Below are 20,856 nucleotides of genomic sequence, written 5' to 3'. Positions count from 1 at the left end.
ACTGGGTGGCGGCAGCTCGGCGCCGCGGGGTGCCCGAGCCGCTCAATCGGGCTGTTGACGGCTTGGCGTAGTGAACGCGGCATCGGCAAGGCCTGAGGTATGCGAAGAGGAGGCGGCGGTCCGGCCGCTGGGGGAGGGACTGACAGTGAGCTCAGACGGGGAGGCCGGAGCGGTCCGAATGGATGTCCGCTTCCGGATCCTCGGGCCTGTCGAGCTGACGATCGGGCAAGACGTCGTTTCGGTGCCGCCGGGACGGCAGCAGATCATTCTCGGCGCACTGTTGCTCGGGGCCAACCGGGTGGTGAGCACCGACTTCCTCATCGACGCGGTCTGGGAGCAACGGCCTCCGTCGACGGCGCGCAGCCAGGTGCAGATCTGCATTTCCGCGCTGAGGCAGGCATTTCGCAGCCGCGGGCTGCCCAGCCCGATCGCCACCCGCGCCGGTGGCTACGTGCTGACGGTGGCTGACGGCGGGCTCGACGTGCAGGTGTTCGAAGGCCTCGTGGGCCGTGCCGACGCCGCCGAGCGGGCGGGCCGGCTGGAAGACGCCGTCGAGCTCCTGAGACAGGCGCAGGCGCTGTGGCGCGGGCCGGTGCTGGGTGGTGACGTCAGCGCCGCGTTGCGAAGCGGCGCCGTCCGGTTGGAGGAGGAGCGGCTGCAGGCACTGGAGAACCGGATCGATCTGGAACTGCGGCTGGGCCGGCGTCACCGACTGGTCGGGGACATGACCGGTCTGGTTGAGCAGTACCCGCTGCGGGAACGGCTCCGTGGCTTGTTGATGCTCGCCCTGTACCGCTCGGGACGGTCCGCCGAAGCGCTCGACGTCTACCGTGCCGGCCGCGCGACCACGATCGCGGAGCTGGGCATCGAACCGGGTGAGGACCTGAACCGACTGCACCTGGGGATTCTGGCCAGAGACGACGCTCTTCAGGCCGACGACGAGAGGCCCGCGGCACCCGCGCCGCAACCGGTGACCGAGCCGCATCTATTGCCCGCCGACACGTCGGACTTCGCGGGCCGGGAGGAGCTGATCGAACAGGCCGAGGACGTGCTGCTGCCCGGTGCCGGGCAGGGGCAGGCGGTCCGGATCCTGGTGGTCACGGGCAAGGCGGGCGTCGGGAAGACGACGCTCGCGATGCACGTCTCGCACCGGTTGGCCGAGCACTTCGTCGACGGCCAGTTGTACTGCAACTTCGCCGGTATGTCGGGATCCGCCCTCGATCCCGTCGACGTGCTCGGTCGTTTTCTCCGTGCCCTCGGGCTGCCCAGGTCGAGCGTGCCCGACGACGTGGACGAGCGGGCTGAGATGTATCGCAGCCGGCTGGGTGGGAGGCGGATCCTGGTGGTGCTGGACGACGTGACGGCCGAAAGCCAGGTCACGCCGTTGCTGCCGGGCAGTGAGAGCTGTGCGGTGATCGTCACCTGCAGGACGCGGCTGACCGGCATCTCGGGAGCCAGGCTGCTGGACGTCGACGTTCTGGAGCCGGGCCCGGCGGTTCGGCTGCTGGCGAGCGTCATCGGCGGCGACCGGGTGCACAGGGAGCCGGCCGCCGCGGAAGCACTGGTGAAACTGGTGGGTGGCCTGCCGCTCGCCCTGCGGATCGTGGCCGCGCGACTGGCCGCGCGGTCCTACTGGTCACTGGCGTCCATGCTGGGACGGCTGGCTGACGAGCGACACCGGCTGGACGAGCTCGCGTACGGCGACATGGAGGTGCGGGCGAGCCTGTTGCTGACCTACGAAGGGCTGGATCCCCGGCCGGCGCGGCTTTTCCGGCTGCTCAGCCTGGCCGCCGGTGACGGCGTTCCGGCTTGGGCCGGCGCGGCAATGCTGGACGTCGACGTGGAGCAGGCGACCGACGCGCTCGAAGTGCTGGTCGACTCGCAACTGCTTGAGGTGGTGGGCATGGACCCGGCGGGCCGTCCCCGCTACGGCTTCCACGACATCATCCGGGTGTTCGCCAAGGAACGGCTCGCCGAACAGGAAACACCCGATGTGCGGGCCGAGGCGCTGCACAGGATGCTCGGCGGCTGGCTGGCGTTCGTCGACCAGGCACATCGGAAGGTCTACGGTGGCGAGTTCACGGTGTTGCGGGGCAACGCGCGGCGCTGGCCACTGCCGGGCGACGTGGTGCTCGACGATCCGCTGCTGTGGCTGGAGATGGAGCGGATCAACCTGTGCCGGGCCGTCGGACAGGCCGCCGACGCGGGACTGCACGAACTGTGCTGGGAACTCGCGGTGCGATCGGTGACGCTGTTCGAGGCGCACAGCTACTTCGACGAATGGCAGCAGACCCATGATCGGGCGCTGGAGGCGGTGCGCCGGGCAGGGAACCGGCGCGGCGAGGCCGCACTGACCTGTTCGCTGGGTTCGCTGCACCTGACCCGGCACCGGCTCGGGCGCGCACGCTCGGTTCTGCAACCCGCGTTACGGCTGTTCAGCGAACTCGGCGACGACCACGGACTGGCGCTGACGCGCCGCAACCTGGCGCTTGTCGACTACAACCAGGGCGACCGTGAGCGGTCGGCCGACGAGTACCGGCTCGCGTTGGAGGGCTTCCGGCGGGTGGGTGACCTGGTCGGCGAGGCCCATGTGCTCAGCCAGGTCGCCCGCATCGAACTGGACGCCGGCGGCTACGGACACGCCATCGAGGAGTTAAACAGGGCGCTCGCCATCTGTCGTGAGGTGGGTGGCCAGCGGGTCGAGACGCAGGTGCTCTACTGGCTGGGCGAGGCCATGTTCCGGCAGCGCCGGTACGAGCAGGCCGAACTGCTCACCGGTGTCGTGCTGGACATGGTGCGCCGCAACGGGGATGCCGTCGGGGAAAGCCACGCGTTGCACACCCTCGGCCTCATCAAGGGTCGCGCCGGCGATCGGGAGCAGGCCGAGAAGCTGTTGCGGGCCGCGATCGACGTGTGCGAGCAGATCGCGGATCCCGTCGGCGCGGCCGCGGTGACGCTGGACCTGGCGGCCCTGCTCGGCGAGCACGAGGAGTACAGCCGGGCCGTCACGCTTGCCGAGCAGGCGCTGCGGGTCTTCGTGGACAGGGGCGCACCGGCGTTGGAGGCCAGAGCCCGTGACGTGTTCGAGTCGCTGACCGACACCCGTGGGACGTTGGACACGGAATAGTCCGTGTCCGCGCGCTCAGTGGCCCCACGGCGTGTCGCCCGGTGCTACGGCCGCGCTGTGGCCCCACGACGTGTCGTCCGGAGCCACCACCGCGCCGTGGCCGTCCCGCAGTCCGGTGGCCGAGGCGGGGAAACTGGGGCACAGCAGCAACGTCAGCAGCAGGATGCCGATCGCCGCGACAGGACGCACGAAACGCATGTCAACTTCTCCCATCGGTGGTGGAATACCTGGTGCCCCCGCCGGTGACGTTTTCCGGGACGGCTTGGGAACGACGCTAGGGCCGTACCACATCGATTGCTTATCGCGGTCCTTTTCCCGGCCCCATCGCCGCTGTTCCTCGCGCGTTGGTCTCGTGATAGCGCCGTGATAGGGCGCTATCGAGGATGGGAATCGCCGGCCGGACAGGTCGGCACGCGCGGTTCCGCGCGGACGTGCAGGGGAGCGGATACGTCATGCATTTTCGTGTGCTCGGACCCCTCGAGGTCAGCACCAACGGGGGACAGTTGTCCTTCTCGCCGCGGCAGCGGGTCGTTCTCTCGATGTTGCTGCTCGAACCCAACCGGGTCGTCGCCGTCGAGCGACTCGTCGACGCCGTGTGGGACACCGACCCGCCCTCGACGGCGAGGGAACAGATCCAGATCTGTGTGTCGGCCATCCGGCGGACCCTGCTGGGCGCGGACTCGCCGGGCACGATCGTCACGCGTGCTCCCGGCTACTCGATCGAGTGCACCGACGAACACCTGGACCTGCTGGAGTTCGACCGTCTGGTGGCGAGTGCCCGCCAGGCGTCGGGCCAGCACCGGCCCGCCGACGCCGTCGCCGAATTCCTGCGGGCGCTGGCGTTGTGGCGGGGAGCGCCGTTGGCCGGCGTCACCAGCGAACTGGTCGGCTCCATCGGCACCCTGCTGGCCGAACGGCGGCTCGGCGTGGTCGAGGAATGCGTCGCCGTCCGGCTGCACCTCGGCCACGAGCACGAACTGGTCAGCGAACTGCACGAACTCGTGCTCGCCCATCCCTTCCGCGAGCGCCTGCGGGCCCACCTCATGGTGGCTCTCCACCGGGCGGGTCGCCGCGCCGAGGCGCTGGAGACCTACCGGGTCGGGCGCCGGTTGCTGGTGGAGAAGCTCGGACTCGAGCCCGGCGAGGAGTTGCGCGCCATCGAGCACGCGATCCTCGCGGGTGACACCAAAGCCGTCGCCGGCGCTCCCCCGACGACCGAACCGGTGATCGACACCACCACCGTTCCCACGTTGCTGCCCGCCGACATCGGCGACTTCGTCGGCCGCCACGACGCGCTCCGGCAGACGCGGAACGCGTTGTGCCGGAACAGAAGCGGCAATTCGCACGCGGTCCGCATCGCACTCGTCACCGGGCGCCCGTGGATCGGCAAGACCACGCTGGCCGTCCACGCGGCACACGCCTGCGCGGAACAGTTTCCGGACGGCCAGCTTTTCGCACGACTGGATGGCGGCACCAGCCGGCCACGTGCGGCGGGCGATGTCCTGGCCCGCTTCCTGGGCGCGTTGGGCGTCCCCGAGTCCGCGATACCGGAGGGTACCGAAGCGCGCGCCGAGATGTACCGCGACCGGGTCGGTGATCGCCGGGTGCTGGTCGTGCTCGACGACGCCGCGAGCGAACAACAGGTGTTCCCGCTGTTGCCGGGCAGCCCGTCCTGTGCCGTCCTGGTCACCAGTAGGACCAGGCTGGCCGGGCTACCGGGTGCGACGCCCGTCGGCGTCGGCGCGCTCGGTCCGCCGGAGGCCGTCGAACTGGTGACGGAGGTCATCGGCCGGAACCGTGCGGCTGTCGAGTCGGGTGACGTCGCGGCACTGGTCGAGGTGTGCTCCGGTGAGCCACTCGCGCTGCGGCTGGCCGCGGTCCAACTGGCCGGCCGGCCGCACTGGCGGGTGCGCACGCTGGTGTCGCGGCTGGCCGAGGAGGAGCGCCGGCTGGACGCGCTCTCCCACGGTCGGCTGGACATGGTGGCCACCGTCGGCGAGGTGTACAAGTGCCTGAGCCCGTCCGGTCAACGGCTGATCCGCCGCATCGGCGTGCTGGGTGCCTCGGCGTTCGTCGGGACGATGTGCGCGCCGTTGCTGGAAACGGACGCCGATGCCGCCGAGGACGCCCTCACCGAACTGGTGGATGCGGGCCTGCTCGACGCGGAGCGGGTGGACAACGGGCCCGTCGTCTTCCACCTCCGCGGACTGCTGTGGGTGCTCGCCCGGCGGCTGGCCAGGGATGAACCGACGGCGGACCGGGCCGCGACACTGCGGCGCGTGTTCGGTGGTCGGTGGGCCCGCACCACGCCGGGTGCGGCGCGGACAGCACGGGGCGAGGTGCTGCTCCCGGCGTGCGCCACGACGCGTGAGGCATGGCCCGCCGTGCGACGCAGGGCCTGACCGGATGCTGATCGACTTCGTTGCCGTCCCGATAGGCCACCGATGGCGCACCCGGGTTCCCTGGAACCGGCAGCGACGATCCGACAACCGGGGGACGAACGGAGAGGGTGTGCCTGTGGCTTCCGGAGAACTTCCATCCCGGGTCGGCGTGCTGTGCGGTGCCGCCGCTGCAGCCCGCGAGCCGTACCGGGAGTTCGCACGCGAGCTCGGCATACGGCTCGGTCGCGCCGGCGTCGGGCTGGTGCACGGGGGCGTCGCCGCCGGGCTGGTCGGTGTCGCCGTACGTGCGGTGGTCACCGCCGGCGGTGAGGTGATCAGCGTCGTGCCGCATGGGCTGCTGCGAGCCGAGGACGGGCCGATACGGAGGCGCCAAGTGCACGTGGTGCGGACGATCACGGACCAGCAACGGATGGTGCACCGGCTTGCCGACGGTTTCGTCGTACTGCCGGGCGGTCTGGACACGCTCGACCAGTTCTGCGCGGTGGTGGCCAGGAACGACATGGCCAAGCCGGTCGTCGTCGCCAACCAGAACGGCTACTTCGACCCGTTGCTGGCCCAACTCGACCGCGCCGTCGCCGAGGCGTTCGTGACACCGGCGCGGCGCGGCGCGATCGAGTCGGCGACCACGATGGACGGTGTGTTGCGCGGGCTCGCCGCGCGCGCCACGTCAGTCGACGGGCAGGGGGTGCGCGGACCGCGTGAGGCTGCGCACGGCGGATGGCACGTCGGTCGAGCTGACCAGCAGGCGGCGGTCGGCGGGGGAGACGAAGCCCTCCTCGGCCGCCTGGTCGACCAACCGCAGTAGCGCGTCGAAGTAGCCGTCGACGTTCAACAGCACGATCCGCTTGCGGTGCAGGCCGATCTTGCTCCAGGCGAGTGTCTCGAACAGCTCGTCGAGCGTGCCGTAGCCCCCGGGCAGCGCCACGAACGCGTCGGCCAGGCCGTACATCATCGCCTTGCGCTCGTGCATCGTGTCGACGACGTGGCATTCGTCGATGTCCCGCTTGACCGGGTCATGGGTGGTCAGGTGGCGGGTGATCACGCCGATGACGTGGCCGCCCGCTCCCATCGTGGCGTCGGCCACCGTTCCCATGAGCCCACGGGCGCTGCCGCCGTACACCAGGCCGATCCCGTTGTCGCCAAGGGCGGTGCCCAGTTCCCGTGCGCACACGAGGAAACCTGGTCGCCGGCCCGGCCGTGCCCCGCAGAACACACCCACCCGGCCCACGGTCGCCTCGCGCGGCGGCGACCCGGCGGAGCGATCGTCGATCGACGTCATCGTGCCACCCTGAGCGCGGTGCGCAGCAGCGTGTCGGCGCCGGCCACCAGGTGAGCGGGAGCGGTGTACTCCTGCGGCGCGTGGCTGACTCCGTCCCGGCTGGGGACGAAGATCATCCCGATGGGTGCGGCATTCGCCACGATCTGGGCGTCGTGGCCGGCACCGCTGGACATGGCCGTGCAGCGCAGGTCCAGTTCGTCCGCCGCGGCGGCGATCGCGGCGGACAGCCGGTCGTCGGTTCGGGTCGGCGTGGCCGCGACATGAGCCTCGGCGTCGATGAGGGTCCCGGTGGCGCGGGCGAGCCGGGCCAGTTCGGCGGTCAGCGCCCGCTCGGCCGCGGCCAGCCGCACCACGTCCGGATCGCGGAACTCCGCGGTCAGCCGGACGACGCCGGGGATCACGTTGGTGACGTTGGGCTCGCCGTCGATCCGGCCGACCGTGCTCACCCGGCACAGATCGCGGCCGGCCGCGAGTTCCCGCACCGCCAGCACCACCTTGGCCGCGGCTGCCAGGGCATCCTGCCGCATCGACATCGGCGTCGTGCCGGCGTGCCCCTGCGCTCCCCGCACCACGACGTCCATGATCGTGCGTCCGGTGATCGCCTCCACCACGCCAATCGGCGTGTCCCGTGCCTCCAGTACCGGTCCCTGCTCGATGTGCAGCTCCAGGTAGCCGGCGATGGCACCGTCGGGCCACGCGGCGTCGGCCACGGTGTCGAGATCACCTCCGGCCAGCCGCAACGCGTCCGCCAGTGAGCGGCCGTCGCCGTCGGTCATGGTGGCCGCGCGGTCGACGTCCAGCCGGCCGGTCAGGCCGAGCGATCCGAAGAACGGGTACGGGAAGCGCGCGCCCTCCTCGTTGGTGAACGCCACCGCGACCGGTTCGTGGGTGAGATCGGTCCCGCTGTGCGCGAGCGTCCGCACCACCTCGCACGCGGCGATCACACCGTAGGCGCCGTCCAGCCGGCCGCCGTGCACGACGGTGTCCAGATGGGAGCCGAGCAGCAGGACGGGCCGGGACGCAGACAGCTCGGGGCGGTGCACGATCAGGTTGCCGGCCTGGTCGGTGCGGGCGACGAGACCGCTGCGCCGGTACCGGCGGGCGAGCCAGTGACGGGCGTCGGTCTCGGTGGCGCTCAGGCCGGTCCGGGTGATGCCCGGACCGGGTTGCGCCCCGAACTCCGCGAGCTCGTCCAGGCCACGCAGCAGGCGGGCGCCGTCGACGCGCGGTGTCGCGTGCCGAACAATGGAATTCACTCGAATAGTCATGGCCTCCGGCCCCCGCGATAAATCTGGCGATAACATGAAATGCCGAACCGTATGGATGCCGATCTGTCAGGCGACAGGAAAACACGCGTCGCTATCGACCGGGCATCGGCCCACGATCGCCGGACGCGCTTCCTTATTCCGTGCTTGACGTGGCGATGTTCCGTGTGCTCATGTGGAATGGCCGGGTGGTGCCGGGGCGAACCGTCCTCAGGCCGAGCCAGGGCAATTCGCGGATACCACCTGAATTTCCGACAACGTGCGGTCGCAGCAGCCGGTGTGGAGGCCTTCCGATGACGACTGTGTTCGCCGATGTGGTCGAGGCGCAACGGATTCCGACCGTGCTGCGGCTCGGCGCAAACCTGTATGCGCTCGCCTACCGGCTGATGAAGATGGTCCCGGCGCGGTACATCCTGCGCCATGCGCACCACACCGGACTGCTCGGCCGGCACACCACGGTGGTGGAGACGACATCCGGCACGTTCGGCCTCGCGCTGGCCATGCAGTGCGCGATCACCGGTCATCCGCTCGTGCTGGTCAGCGATCCGGTGATCGACGCGCGGCTGCGCAGGCAACTGGAAGACCTCGGTGCCACGGTGGACATCGTCGACCACCAGCCGGTCGACGGCGGGTACCAGGCGGCCAGGCTGGCCAGGCTGGCGGAGATCCGCGCCGGGTTGCCGGACACGTTCTGCCCCGAGCAGTACTCCAATCCGGACAACCCGGCTTCCTACTCCATGATCGGCGAACTGCTGGCCGACCGGCTCGGTCAGGTCGACTGTGTGGTCGGTCCTGTGGGATCCGGCGGCTCGATGTGCGGTACGGTGCGCAGTCTTCGGCAGGCGTGCCCCGACCTGGTCGCCGTCGGCGTCGACACCCATCACAGTGTGCTGTTCGGCCAGTCCGACGGTCCCCGGCTGCTGCGCGGGCTCGGGAACAGCCTGATGCCGCCCAACCTCGACCACACCCAGTTCGACGAGGTGCACTGGCTGGGCGCCGTCGAGTCCTTCGTCGCGGCCCGCCGGCTGCACCGCGACCGGGCACTGTTCATGGGACCCACCAGTGGCGCGTCCTATGCGGTCGGCTCGTGGTGGGCGGCACGTCACCCGGACGCCCTGACGGTGATCGTGCTGCCCGACGAGGGACATCGCTATCTCGACACCGTGTACCACGACGACTGGCTGGCCGCGCACGGCGCGCACGGTCAACGCGGGCGCGCCGAGCCGCTGCCGGTGCGCAGTCCGGCCGACGCGGACGACGAGTGGTGCCGCCACGCCTGGCGACGCCGGTCCCTCGCGGACGTCACCGGCCTCGCCGGCCTCGTGGCGGTGTCGACATGACAACGGCCGACGCGGGCACCGGGCGGTTGAGCCAGGGCCTGGTGGACCGGGCTGCCACGATCATCTTCGGTGCCACCGCCGACGCGGCCGTGGAGGCCGAACTGCCCTACGTCACCGCGATCGACGAGGCCCACCTGGTCATGCTCGCCGAGCGGCGGTTGGTCGACGCTGGCCGCGCGGCCGCACTGCTCGGCGAGATCGCGGCGTTGCGCGCCGCGGACTTCCGCCCGCTGTGCGGTGCTCCGGCACCCAGGGGCGTGTACCTGCGCTACGAGAGCCACCTGATCGAACGGCTCGGTGTCGATATCGGGGGCGTGCTGCACACCGGGCGCTCGCGCAACGACCTCAAGGCGACCATGCAGCACATGCGGGCGCGGGAGTGTGCCCTCGAAGTGCTGCGCGGCCTGTCGCGATTGCTGGCGCTACTGCTGAGCAAGGCCCGCCGCCACCGTACGACGGTGATGTCCGTGTACAGCCAGTTCCAGCCGGCGACACCGGCCAGCTACGGCTACTACCTGTTGGGAGTCGCCGAGTCTCTGGCCCGGGACGTCATCGGCCTGCTGGCCGCGTGCGACGGGCTGAGGGAGTGTCCGCTGGGCGCCGCGAGCGGCGCCGGCACCGACGTGGCCATCGATCCCGCGCGCACGGCGGCCCTGCTGGGATTCGCGGAGCCGGTGCGGCACGCGGCCTACGCGGTCGCGGCACGGGACACCGCGGCCCGCCTCCTGTCCGCGGCGGTGCTGGCGGCACTGACGTTGTCCCGGCTGAGCACCGACCTCCAGCTGTGGAGCACACCGCAGTTCGGCCTCATCGACTTCCCGGACAGCCTGGTCGGATCCAGTTCCGCCATGCCGCAGAAGCGGAATCCGTTCCTGCTGGAACACATCAAGGGCTCGGCGGGCGCGCTCATCGGCGCGTGGACGTCAGCCGTGACGACCATGAAGAACGTGCCGTTCGGCAATTCCGTCGAGGTGACCACCGATGCGATGGCCGTCCTCTGGCCGGCCATGGCACGCCTGGCGGACACGGGACAACTGGCCATCTCGGTGGTCGCCGGCGCGCGGCCGGAGCCGGCGGCCATGCTGCGCGACGCCGAACGCGGCTTCACTGCGGCCACCGCGCTGGCCAACCGGCTGGTGGCGCAGGGAGTACCGTTCCGCGCCGCACATCACGCCGTCGGCGCCGCGATCACCGAGCTGGTCGCGGACGGCGCGTGCGCACTGACCGATGTGGACGGTCCCGCGCTGCAGCGCCGGCTGGCGCTACTGCTCGGCTCGCTGGGGACACCGGCCGACGTCCGGGTCACCGGTGCGGACGTCGATCCGGCGGCTGTCGTGACCGCCACCGATTTCGGTGGCGGCCCCGGCCCGGCGTCCTTCGCCGCCGCGCACTCCCGGCTCGTCGAGACGTGGCGCGACTGCATGCGGCGCGTCACGTCGTGGTCGGAACGGCTGCGCGCCGCGGATCACGCGCGTGCGGCGGCCGTGCACGCGCTGCGCGGCCGGGGACCGTCCCGATGAGCGGGCCGTGGTTCGCCCTGGTGGAGAGCAACACGACGGGAACCGGCAGGGACTTCGCCGAGGCCGCGCGGCGCCACGGCCTGCGGCCGGTGCTGCTGGCCGCGTCGCCGGGCCGCTACCCGTACGTCGAGGAGCTCCGCCTGGACGTCCGTGCGGTCGATACGACGTGCCTGGCCGCCGTGGAGTCCGCCTGCCGGTCGCTGCTGTCCGACGGACTGGCCGGTGTCACCAGCAGCAGCGATTCCTACGTGCGCACGGCTGCCCTCATGGCCGGCCGGCTGGGGCTGCCGGGGCCCGACCCGCCGGCGATCGCCCGCTGCCGGGACAAGGCCGTGCAACGCACCTGGCTGGCCGAGAGAGGGTTCCCGGTCCCGGACTTCGCCGTGTGCTCGACCCCTGCGCAGGCGGCCGACGCGGCCCGGAATCTCTCGGTACCCGTCGTCGTCAAACCGGTCCACGGCACCGGCTCGCGTGGTGTGCTTGCCTGCGCAGGGCCGGACGCGGCCGGCGCGTGGGCCGATGAGCTGCTGGCCCTGCCCGACGTGCCCGCCGTGCTAGTCGAGCGGGAAGTCGTGGGAGCCGAATACTCCGTCGAGGTGCTGGACGGCGACGCCGTCGGCGTCACGCGCAAGCATCTCGGTGCGCCGCCCCACTTCGTGGAGACCGGGCACGACTTTCCCGCCGACGTGACCGAGCCGGCCGCCGCGCGGCTCGCCTCGGCCGCGGTCGAGGCCGCCCGGCTGATCGGGTTGTCGGCCGGTCCGGCGCACGTGGAGTTGCGGCTCGCCGCCGGCGGCCAACCGTGGCTGATCGAGATCAACCCGAGGCTGGCCGGCGGGCTGATTCCCCGGCTGGTGCGGTACGCCACCGGAAGGGACCTCGTCGACGAGGTGATCGCCTCGGCGGCCGGCCGTCCCCGCTCGCCCACGACGAGACGCGAGAGGTTCGCGTCGATCCGGTTCGTCGTGCCCTCCCGCGGGGGTGTCGTGCGCGGCGTGACCGGTGTGGCGGAGGCACGCGCCGTGCCGGGGGTCGTCGACGTGGCGTGTGCGGTGTCGGCCGGCACCCGGATCCGTGTCGAGCACTCGTTCGCCGACCGCGTGGGACACGTCATCGGCGTCGCCGACAGCGCAGCGGAGGCGATCCGGATCGCGGAACGGGCGCTCGCCGGCATCGAGATCCCCTACCGCGATAGCGCACCGATGGTGGAACGACAGGCAGAGCAGCGAGTCTGACGCCAACGACCCATCGACGTCAGGAGTTGTGTCGTGGTAAGCATTGAACTGCCGGATCGGCGTTCGGCACGGCCGAAGACGCTCTCGGAACGCGAATGGCAGCGTACCGGGATCGACTGGAACGCGACGGCGGAGGACTTCGGGCCGTGCCGGACGATCCCGCGGCTGGTCGCCGAACGGGTGGCAGCGACGCCGGACGCGGTCGCCGTCGTCGACGAGACCGGCGCACTGTCCTATCGGGAGCTGTACCGCCGGGCCGGCGTGGTTGCCGCGCGGCTCGCCGACGCCGGTGTCGGGCGGGAGTCGGTGGTTGGCGTGCTGGCGCACCGTTCGGCCGCGATGATCGTGGCCTGGCTCGGGATACTCCGCGCCGGTGCCGCCTACCTGCCGCTCGATCCGTCGCTTCCCCCTGCACGACTGGATTTCCTGACTTCCGACGCGGCCGTCCGGCTGGTACTGGCCGACCCTGGGACGAGCGATGCGGCGGCGGACCTGCCGGCCGGCACGCTCGTGCTGGACGACGATCTGTGGCAGGCGGACGACACGATGTTCGTGGATCCGGCCGTGACACCGGACGACCTGGCGTACGTCATCTACACGTCCGGCTCGACCGGCGTCCCGAAAGGCGTCATGGTCGAGCACCGCAATATCGCCAACACCGTGCAGTGGCAGATCCGGCACATCGGCATCGGCCCCGGTGACCGGGCCGCCCAGACCGTCGCCAGCGGGTTCGACGTGGCGACCGGCGAGATCTGGAGCTACCTGGCGGCCGGTGCCGAAGTGCACATCGTGCCGGAGCGGCTGCGCAGGTTCCCCGAGGAGATGTGCCGGTGGATCGCCGACCGCGACGTGACGATCGTGTTCCTGATCACGTCGGTCGCGGCTCTCGCGTTCCGGCACGGCTGGCTCGACTCCTCGAACGTGCGGACCGTGACCGTCGCCGGCGAGAAGCTGCACGCATCGCCGCCGGCGACCGCCGGCTACCGCTGCCACAACCTCTACGGCCCGACCGAGACGGCCGTGTTCGCGACGTGGGCGGAGGTCGAGTGCGGCGCCGAGGGCGTACCGCCGATCGGCCGGCCGATCGCGAACACCACCGCCTACGTGCTGGACGACGACGGCGCACCGGTGCCTGTCGGGACCGCCGGTGAGCTCCACCTCGGTGGCGCGGGCGTCGGACGCGGGTACGTCGGCCGGCCGGACCTGACCGGGGAACGGTTCCTGGCCGATCCGTTCCGCCCGGGCGGCCGGCTGTACCGCACGGGTGACCTGGTGCGGTGGCGGCACGACGGTCAACTGGAGTTCCTCGGCAGGACCGACGACCAGGTGAAGATCCGGGGTTTCCGGATCGAGCTCGGCGAGGTCGAGACCCACCTGCGGGCCCACCCCGCGGTGAGCGACGCCGCGGCGGCCGTCTGGGAGCCGTCGGACGGTGACCGGCGGCTGGTGGCGTACGTGTGCGGCGACCCGGAGCTGGACCGTGCGGCGGTGCGGCGGTGGCTCGGCGACCGATTGCCCGAATACATGGTGCCGGTCGCGGTACGACGGCTGGAGCGGATGCCGTTGACGCCCAACCAGAAACTGGACCGGGGCGCGCTGCCCGACCCCGCGTCGTGGGTGTCCGGCCGGGGAGCCGACGGTGATCCGCTGTCACCGGCCGAGCGGACGGTCGCCGGCGTGTGGCAGGACATCCTCGGCGTCGCCGACGTCGGCGCGGCGGACAATTTCTTCGAGCTCGGCGGCAACTCCCTGGTCGCCACCCGGATGGCGGTGCGGCTCCGCGAACTGTTCTCGGTCGACCTCCCGGTCGGCGACATCTTCCGCCACCCGACCGTGCGCGACCTGAGCAGCGCCATCACCGCGCGGGCGGACGACCGCACCGGCGGCCTTCCGGACATCATCCCGTCGGACACCACAGAAGCCGTACCGGCGTCGGCCAACCAGGAACAGATCTGGTTCATCTCCGAACTCGACATGGGCACGCGTGCCTACAACTACCAGGGCACGGTGCGGCTGCGTGGCATCCTCGACGTCGCGGCCCTGCGCGCGGCGCTCACGGACGTCGTGCGCCGCCACGAGATCATGCGCACGACGTTCCACAACCAGGACGGCGAGCTGGTGCAACGGATCCACGAGCCGTGGCCAGTGGAGCTGCCGGTGCATGACCTGTCCGGCATCACCGACGACGACGAACGGTCGGCCGCCTTCAACGCCGTGCTGGAACGCGCTGTTGGAGTCGACTTCGACGTGGCCGTCCTGCCGCTGGTGCGCTGGAGCCTGGTGCGGCTGCGGGCCGACGAGCACGTCTTCATCCACGTCGACCAGCACTTCGTGCACGACGGTTGGGCGTGGGGCGTGTTCCTCGCCGAGCTGGGCCGGGCCTACGAAGCACACACCCGCGGCACGGGCGACGTGCTGCCGCCGCTGCCGTTCCAGTACCGCGACTTCGCGCTGTGGCAACGTGACCTGCTGGCACGGGGCGCCTTCGACGACCAGTTGACGTACTGGCGGCGCGAGCTGGCGGACCTACCGGAGACGTTCACGTGGAAGACCACGGCGCACCGGCCGGCGACCACCACCCAGGCAGGCGAGCGGCTGCGCCACGTCATCGACCCCGAGTTGTACCGCGCCCTGCGCCGCTACTGCCGGGAGCGGGAGGTGTCGCTGTTCAGCTTCATGCTCGCCGGCTTCGACATCCTGGTCAACCGGTACACCGGGCAGGAGGACGTCGTCGTGGGCTCGACGTTCGCCAACCGGCCGACGCGCGGCTGTGAACAGCTGATGGGCATGTTCATCAACGTCGTGCCGATGCGCGGTGACCTGTCGGCGGACGTCACGGTCGGTGAGCTGGTCGAGCGCACGAAGGGCAAGGTGCTGGCCGCGTTCGACAACCAGGACGTGCCGTTCCGTGAGGTGGTGCGTGCGGTCGCTCCCCGGCGGGACGTCACCGTCCACCCGATCTTCCAGACGATGTTCAGCTTCCACGACGCGCCGGTGCCCGGTGAGGTGCTACCGGGCATGCCTAGCGAGATCATCGAGCGCAGCAACCACACCGCGAAGTTCGACCTGAACGTCATCGTGATTCCCCGCATCGAACAACTCGTCGGGGCGCAGGACGAGCCGGACGGTCCGCTCGTGGTGATGTGGGAGTACGCGACATCCGTGTTCGAGCGGGACACCGCCGAGCGGATGGTCGCCCACTATGAGAACATCCTGCGCGAGATGGTCGCCGGTCCACAGCGGCGGATCAGCGAGATCCGGATGCTCGGGGACGACGAGTGGCGGCGTGTCGTGACGGAGTGGAACGACACGAAGGCCGACTTCGGGCGGTGGCGGACCATCGTCGAGCTGTTCGAGGAGCGGGTCGCGGCCGTGCCGGACGCGCCCGCGATCGTCGCCGGCACCCGGACGGTGGCCTACCGCGAGCTCAACGAGCGGGCGAACCGGCTGGCGCACCATCTGCGCGGACTGGGAGTCGGTGCCGAGTCGCTGGTCGGCGTGTGTGTCGATCACTCGGTGGAGCTGTTCGTCGCGCTGCTGGGCGTGCTCAAGTCGGGTGCCGCGTACGTGCCGCTCGACGCGGAGCACCCGCGCGAGCGACTCGGCTTCATCCTGGCCGACACGCGCGCCGAGGTGGTCGTGACGGTCGACCGCTCGATCGGCGTCCTGCCGGACACGTTCACCGGCCACATCGTGCGCGTCGACCGTGACTGGCCCGCCATCACCGGATGTCCGGGCACCGATCCGGAGCCGGTGGCGGACGCGGAAGCACTGATGTACGTGATGTACACGTCCGGTTCCACGGGCACCCCGAAGGGCGTGCTGGTGCCCCATCACGGCGTCGCGAACTATCTGCTGTGGGCCGTCGACGGTTACGGCCTCGCGGGCGCGTCAGGAGCCCCGATGCTCGGTTCGATCGCGTACGACCTGTCGGTGCCGAACTTCCTGCTGCCGCTGATCGGCGGGAAGGACGTCACCCTGCTGGACCCGGACCGGTCGCTGGAGTCGCTGGCACGGCTGCTGCGGCAGCCGGGAGACTTCAGCCTGCTGAAGATCACCCCCGGCCATCTGGACGTGTTGCGCACCATGCTGGCCCCCGGCTCGGTGCACTCGGTGCGGACGTTCGTGGTCGGCGCCGACGAGGTCCGTCCCGAGACGGTGGCGGGCTGGCGTGCGATCGCGCCGGCCGCGAGGATCATCGACGAGTACGGTCCCACCGAGACGGTCGTCGGGTGCTCGACCTACGTGGTGCCGGACGACTTCGACCCGGCGGCGCCGGTCCCGATCGGCAGGCCGATCGCGAACACGCGCATGTACGCGCTGGATGACCACCTGCGGCCCGTGCCGACCGGTGTGGCCGGTGAGCTGTACATCGGTGGCGACTGCGTGGCAAGGGGATACCTGAACCGGCCCGGCATGACCGCGCGGCGCTTCGTGCCCGACCCGTTCGCCCCGACGCCCGGAGCGCGGCTCTACCGGACCGGCGACGTGATCCGGTTCGCGCCGGATGGGAACATGGAGTTCCTGGGGCGCAACGACGACCAGCTGAAGATCCGCGGCTACCGGGTCGAGCTGGGCGAGGTGCAGGCGCGGCTGATGAGCCATCCCGGCGTCGCCGACGCGGTCGTCGCCGCGTGGCGCGACGGCGACGGCCACCAGCGGCTTGCGGCCTACCTCGTCCTGGCCGGCGAGGCCGAGGTGCCGGTGACGGAACTGCGTGAACACCTGCGGCGAACGCTGCCGGAGTACATGATGCCGGCCAGGTTCGTCGTACTGGACGCCATGCCGCTGCTGCGCAACGGCAAGGTGGACCGCACCCACCTGCCCGCGCCGGAGTCCGTCGCCGAGCTCGGCGACACAGCGGCGGCAACCCGGCCGAGCACGGACACCGAACACGTGGTCGCGAGGGTGTGGGCTGACGTGCTCGGCGTGGAACGCGTTGCCGTCCAGGACAACTTCTTCGATCTGGGCGGGCATTCGCTGCTGGCCACGCGGATGGCGGCCCGGATCGGCCAGGAGTTCGGAGTCGAACTGCCGCTGCGCCTGATCTTCCTGAACCCGACCGTGGCGAGCTACGGCCGTGCGGTCGACGAGCGGCGTTCCGCCGCCGTGGCGTGCCGCTGAGCCGCTGCCGGGTGCTCTTTCCCGCCAGGAAAAGGAGATGTCGTGCCGAAAGCAGACCTGCGTCCGATACCCGATCCGGCCGGCGCCGTGCTCACCAGCGCCCGGCCACCGTCGGCCGACCGGCCGGCCACCAGGGTTCCGGTGCCCCGTGCGCAGCAACGACTGTGGCTGGCCGACCAGCTCACCGAGCACCACACGGCATTTCTCACCCGCGTCTTCGTCCGCTTGTCCGGCGACTTGGACGTGCCGGCGCTGCGTGGGGCGCTCGGCGAGATCGTGTCCAGGCACGAGGTGTTGCGGACCTCGCTGTCCGTCGAGGACGGTGAGGTGGCCGGTTACCTCCGGCCGGCCGGCGAGTTCGCGCTCGGCGTGGAGGATGTCGCACCCGAGGGACTCGACGGCGTGCTCCGCGCCGAGATGACCGAGCCGTTGGACGTCACCCACGGCATCCCGGTGCGGGCTCGCCTGCTCCGGCTCGGTGCCCGGGACCACGCGTTGCTGGTCACCACCCATCACTTCGCCTTCGACGAGGAATCAGCACCCGTTCTGCTGCGCGAGCTCAGCGCGTTCTACGCCGCGCGGCACGACGGCGGACCGGCGTTGCCCCCACTGCCCAGGCAGTTCCGCGAGCTGATGGCCGAGGAGGAGGCCCGCCACGACGCGGGAAAGCTGGCGTCACTGGTGGCCCAGCGGCGCGCGGCACTCGGCGACCGCGGCCCGTTCGAACTGGCCGGCGACCGTCCCCGGCCCACGGTCCGCACCGGCAAGGGGGCGCTGCGCCACGCTTTCGAGCTGCCCGCCGAGACCGTGCGCCGGCTGACCAGGGTCGGCTGCGGGCAGGCCGCGAGCCTGTACATGGTGCTGCTCGCCGGTGTGCACACCGTGCTGTACCGCTACACCGGCCGCGCCGACGTGACGACGGGCAGTTCGTCGTCGACCCGGGTCACGCCGGAGAGCGACCGGCTGATCGGACCGTTCCTCACCATGCTGACGCTGCCCGGCGATCTGTCCAGGAACCCGGCGTTCACCGAACTCGTCGGCCGGACCAGGGACGTGGTGCTGGACGCCTACGAGGCGCGGCCGCTGCCGTTCGAGACGCTCGTCGCGGAACTGGGCGAGGCGCGGGATCCGGCCCGCACCCCGCTGTTCCAGATCCTCGTCGACTTCACGGTGCCCAGCCCGGCACCTCGGATCGGGGACCTCGACGTCGAGCGGATCGCCGGCCACAACGGCGGCGCGAAGTACGACCTGTCGGTCGAGTTCCGCCAGGTCGGCGACCGCGTCCGCTGCGACCTGGAATGGGACACGGCCCTGTACGACGAGCCGACCGTCGTGCGCTTCGGCGAGCACCTGCGAGCCGTCCTGGTGGCGGTCGCCGACGACCCTTCGCTGCGGCTGGACGACGTGCCGATGCTGGCCGCCGGGGAGATCGCCGGCCTGCGCGCGCTGGGCACGCCGGAGCCGGCGGCGGCGCCGGCCCGGTGCCTGCACGACCTCTTCCGGGCGCAGGTGGCGCGGACTCCGCACGCGACCGCCGTGACCGGCGGCGACGCCTCCCTGACCTACGCGGAACTGGCGGCCAGGGCCACGGAGATCGCCCATGGTCTGGTCGCTCTCGGCGTCGGGCCGGACGTGCCGGTCGGCGTCCTGCTCGACAGGTCGGTCGACATGGTGGCCACCGTGCTCGGCATCCTGCTGGCCGGTGGCGCCTACCTGCCGATCGACCCGGCCGCGCCCCCGGCCCGGGTACGCCGGTTGCTGGGCGCCGCGAACGCCGTGGTGTGCGTCGCGGACCGGCCGGGCGGGGACGGCTGCCGGTTCAGCACGGCCGGCGAACTCGTCCGGCAGGCGGAGCGTGGCGATGGCGACCTCCCTGCCGTGTCCGTCGACCACCTGTGCGCCGTGTACTTCACGTCCGGCTCGACCGGCGAGCCGAAGGCCGTCGCGTGCACGCACCGCGGTTGGTACAGCCAGCTGGCGAACCTCCAGGATCGCTACGAACTGGCTCCGGGTGAGCCGGTGCTGCTGAAGACGCCGTTGAGCTTCGACGACGTGGCACGGGAGATCTTCTGGCCACTGATGGTCGGCGCCCGGATCGTGGTGCTGCCACCGGGACTGCACCGTGATCCGCGCGCACTCCTCGCGGCCGCCATCGAACACCGCCTGGTGTGGCTCCAGTTCGTGCCGGGCATGCTCGCGCCGTTCCTGGACGAGATCCGGCCCGAGCACGAGCCGGCGCTCCGCGTACTGCGGCACGTGGTGTCGGACGGCGATCGCCTGCGCCCGGAAACGGTCGCGGTGTTCCACGCTCGGCTCGGCGCGGTCGGTTGCTGCCTGAACAACCATTGGGGCACGACGGAAGCATCGATCGACTCGACACACCACAGGTGTGGTCCCGCCGACGCGCGGCACGGTACGGAAGCGGTCGCGTTGGGCCGGCCGATGGCCGACAACGACGTGTACGTCCTGGACCCCGTCCTGCAGCCGGTGCCCCGAGGGGCGGTCGGCGAGCTGTGCATCGGTGGCCCCGTGCTCGCCCGCGGCTACCTGGGCGATCCGGGACGTACCGCGCGTGCGTTCGTGCCGCACCCGTGGCGGCCCGGTGAGCGCCTGTACCGCACCGGGGACACCGGTCGCATCGGGTCCGACGGGAACCTGCGGTACCGCGGTCGTCGCGACCACCAGGTGAAGGTGCGTGGCGTGCGGATCGAACTCGGCGAGATCGAAGCGGCGGTGCGGGCGTTCCCCGGGACGACCGACGCCGTGGTCACCACGTGGGAACCCGTTCCCGGCGATCACCAGCTGGCCGCCTACGCCGTGGTCACCGGCGAGCCGGATGCGGCGGCCAGGGGAGGGCTGCGCGAGTTCCTGGTGGACCACCTGTCGCCGGCCATGGTCCCCACCGCACTCATCCTGCTCCCACGCCTGCCGCGGACACCGGGCGGCAAGGTCGACCGCAACGCGCTGCCCGCACCGCATCCCGACGCGCTGCGCGACACGCCGTTCACGCCGCCGGGCACCGACGCCGAGCAGGCCGTCGCCGAGATCTGGGCCGCCGTGCTGGGAGTGCCGCGGCTCGGCGCGGACGACGACTTCTTCACCGTCGGCGGCCACTCGCTGCTGGTGGTGCGGGCCGTGAACCGGATGCGCGACGCGTTCGGCGTGGACGTGCCGCTGCGCTTGGTGTTCGAGCATCCCACGGTCCGGGCGGCGGCCGGCGAGATCGAGAAGCTGATCATCGCCGAGCTGGAGGCGATGAGTGACGACGAGGCCGACCGGCTCGCCGTCGAGGCCGGCGCCACCCGGCGCACCACTGGAAGGTGAGAGGAGAACGACCATGTCCGAGTCCGGCGAGCGTCAGTTCACAGTCGTCGTCAACGACGAGGAGCAGTACTCGATCTGGCCGGCCGGCCGCACCGCACCGGCCGGCTGGACGGCAGTAGGCGTCACCGGCACCGAGGACGAGTGCGTGGCGCACATCGAACGGGTGTGGGTGGACATGCGCCCGCGCAGTCTGCGCCGCTGACCCGTACCGCCACCACCGCCACCACCGCAACCACGCCC

At 71.3% G+C, this 20,856-nt stretch carries 11 protein-coding genes and 1 pseudogene; 9 read left to right on the top strand and 3 right to left on the bottom strand.

The window, feature by feature from the left end:
* Positions 1 to 178: 178 nt before the first annotated feature.
* Entirely contained in the window at positions 179 to 3,127 is a 2,949-nt protein-coding gene (locus ACWEVN_RS05165) for a BTAD domain-containing putative transcriptional regulator (protein ID WP_452050347.1), read from the top strand.
* Between the two features lie 15 nt (positions 3,128 to 3,142).
* Here ACWEVN_RS05165 and ACWEVN_RS05160 read toward each other — a convergent pair whose 3' ends face one another.
* Positions 3,143 to 3,325, bottom strand: a complete 183-nt coding sequence (locus ACWEVN_RS05160; RefSeq protein WP_452050346.1) for a hypothetical protein — start codon at positions 3,323 to 3,325, stop codon at positions 3,143 to 3,145.
* Between the two features lie 254 nt (positions 3,326 to 3,579).
* Here ACWEVN_RS05160 and ACWEVN_RS05155 point away from each other — a divergent pair, with 254 nt between their 5' ends.
* A complete protein-coding gene (locus ACWEVN_RS05155; protein ID WP_452050345.1) occupies positions 3,580 to 5,529 on the top strand; it encodes a BTAD domain-containing putative transcriptional regulator in 1,950 nt (649 codons plus the stop codon).
* Positions 5,530 to 5,533: 4 nt separating this feature from the next.
* Positions 5,534 to 6,166, top strand: a pseudogene (locus tag ACWEVN_RS05150) (LOG family protein); the annotation flags it as partial.
* A 30-nt stretch (positions 6,167 to 6,196) separates the two neighbouring features.
* On the opposite strand, the gene ACWEVN_RS05145 reads toward ACWEVN_RS05150, so the two are convergent.
* Entirely contained in the window at positions 6,197 to 6,808 is a 612-nt protein-coding gene (locus tag ACWEVN_RS05145; protein ID WP_452050344.1) for an LOG family protein, read from the bottom strand.
* On the bottom strand, positions 6,805 to 8,064 hold the full coding sequence (locus ACWEVN_RS05140; protein WP_452050343.1) for an allantoate amidohydrolase: 1,260 nt from the start codon (positions 8,062 to 8,064) through the stop codon (positions 6,805 to 6,807). The genes ACWEVN_RS05145 and ACWEVN_RS05140 overlap by 4 nt, the downstream gene beginning before the upstream one ends.
* Before the next feature lie 302 nt (positions 8,065 to 8,366).
* Between ACWEVN_RS05140 and ACWEVN_RS05135 the strand changes: the two genes are divergently transcribed.
* Genes ACWEVN_RS05135 through ACWEVN_RS05110 form a run of 6 tightly spaced genes read left to right on the top strand, consistent with a single transcriptional unit; the run spans position 8,367 to position 20,818 of the window.
* Complete coding sequence (locus ACWEVN_RS05135) at positions 8,367 to 9,413, top strand: cysteine synthase family protein (protein WP_452050342.1); 1,047 nt, start codon at positions 8,367 to 8,369, stop codon at positions 9,411 to 9,413.
* Positions 9,410 to 10,933 carry a lyase family protein gene (locus tag ACWEVN_RS05130; protein WP_452050341.1) on the top strand — a complete coding sequence of 508 codons (1,524 nt, stop codon included), beginning with the start codon at positions 9,410 to 9,412 and terminating at the stop codon, positions 10,931 to 10,933. The genes ACWEVN_RS05135 and ACWEVN_RS05130 overlap by 4 nt, the downstream gene beginning before the upstream one ends.
* On the top strand, positions 10,930 to 12,168 hold the full coding sequence (locus ACWEVN_RS05125; protein ID WP_452050340.1) for an ATP-grasp domain-containing protein: 1,239 nt from the start codon (positions 10,930 to 10,932) through the stop codon (positions 12,166 to 12,168). Before ACWEVN_RS05130 ends, ACWEVN_RS05125 begins: the two co-directional genes overlap by 4 nt.
* A gap of 33 nt (positions 12,169 to 12,201) precedes the next feature.
* Positions 12,202 to 17,292 (top strand): amino acid adenylation domain-containing protein, encoded by a 5,091-nt coding sequence (locus tag ACWEVN_RS05120; RefSeq protein WP_452050339.1) that lies wholly within the window; start codon positions 12,202 to 12,204, stop codon positions 17,290 to 17,292.
* A 42-nt stretch (positions 17,293 to 17,334) separates the two neighbouring features.
* Positions 17,335 to 20,616: a non-ribosomal peptide synthetase gene (locus ACWEVN_RS05115; protein WP_452050338.1), complete on the top strand. Its 3,282-nt coding sequence runs from the start codon at positions 17,335 to 17,337 to the stop codon at positions 20,614 to 20,616.
* A 13-nt stretch (positions 20,617 to 20,629) separates the two neighbouring features.
* Positions 20,630 to 20,818 (top strand): MbtH family protein, encoded by a 189-nt coding sequence (locus ACWEVN_RS05110; RefSeq protein WP_452050337.1) that lies wholly within the window; start codon positions 20,630 to 20,632, stop codon positions 20,816 to 20,818.
* The last annotated feature ends 38 nt before the right edge of the window (positions 20,819 to 20,856 follow it).

The sequence above is a fragment of the Amycolatopsis sp. NPDC003861 genome (genome assembly GCF_053605405.1).
Note: the sequence above shows the minus strand (reverse complement) of the source record. Positions and strands in the feature narration are given on the sequence as shown.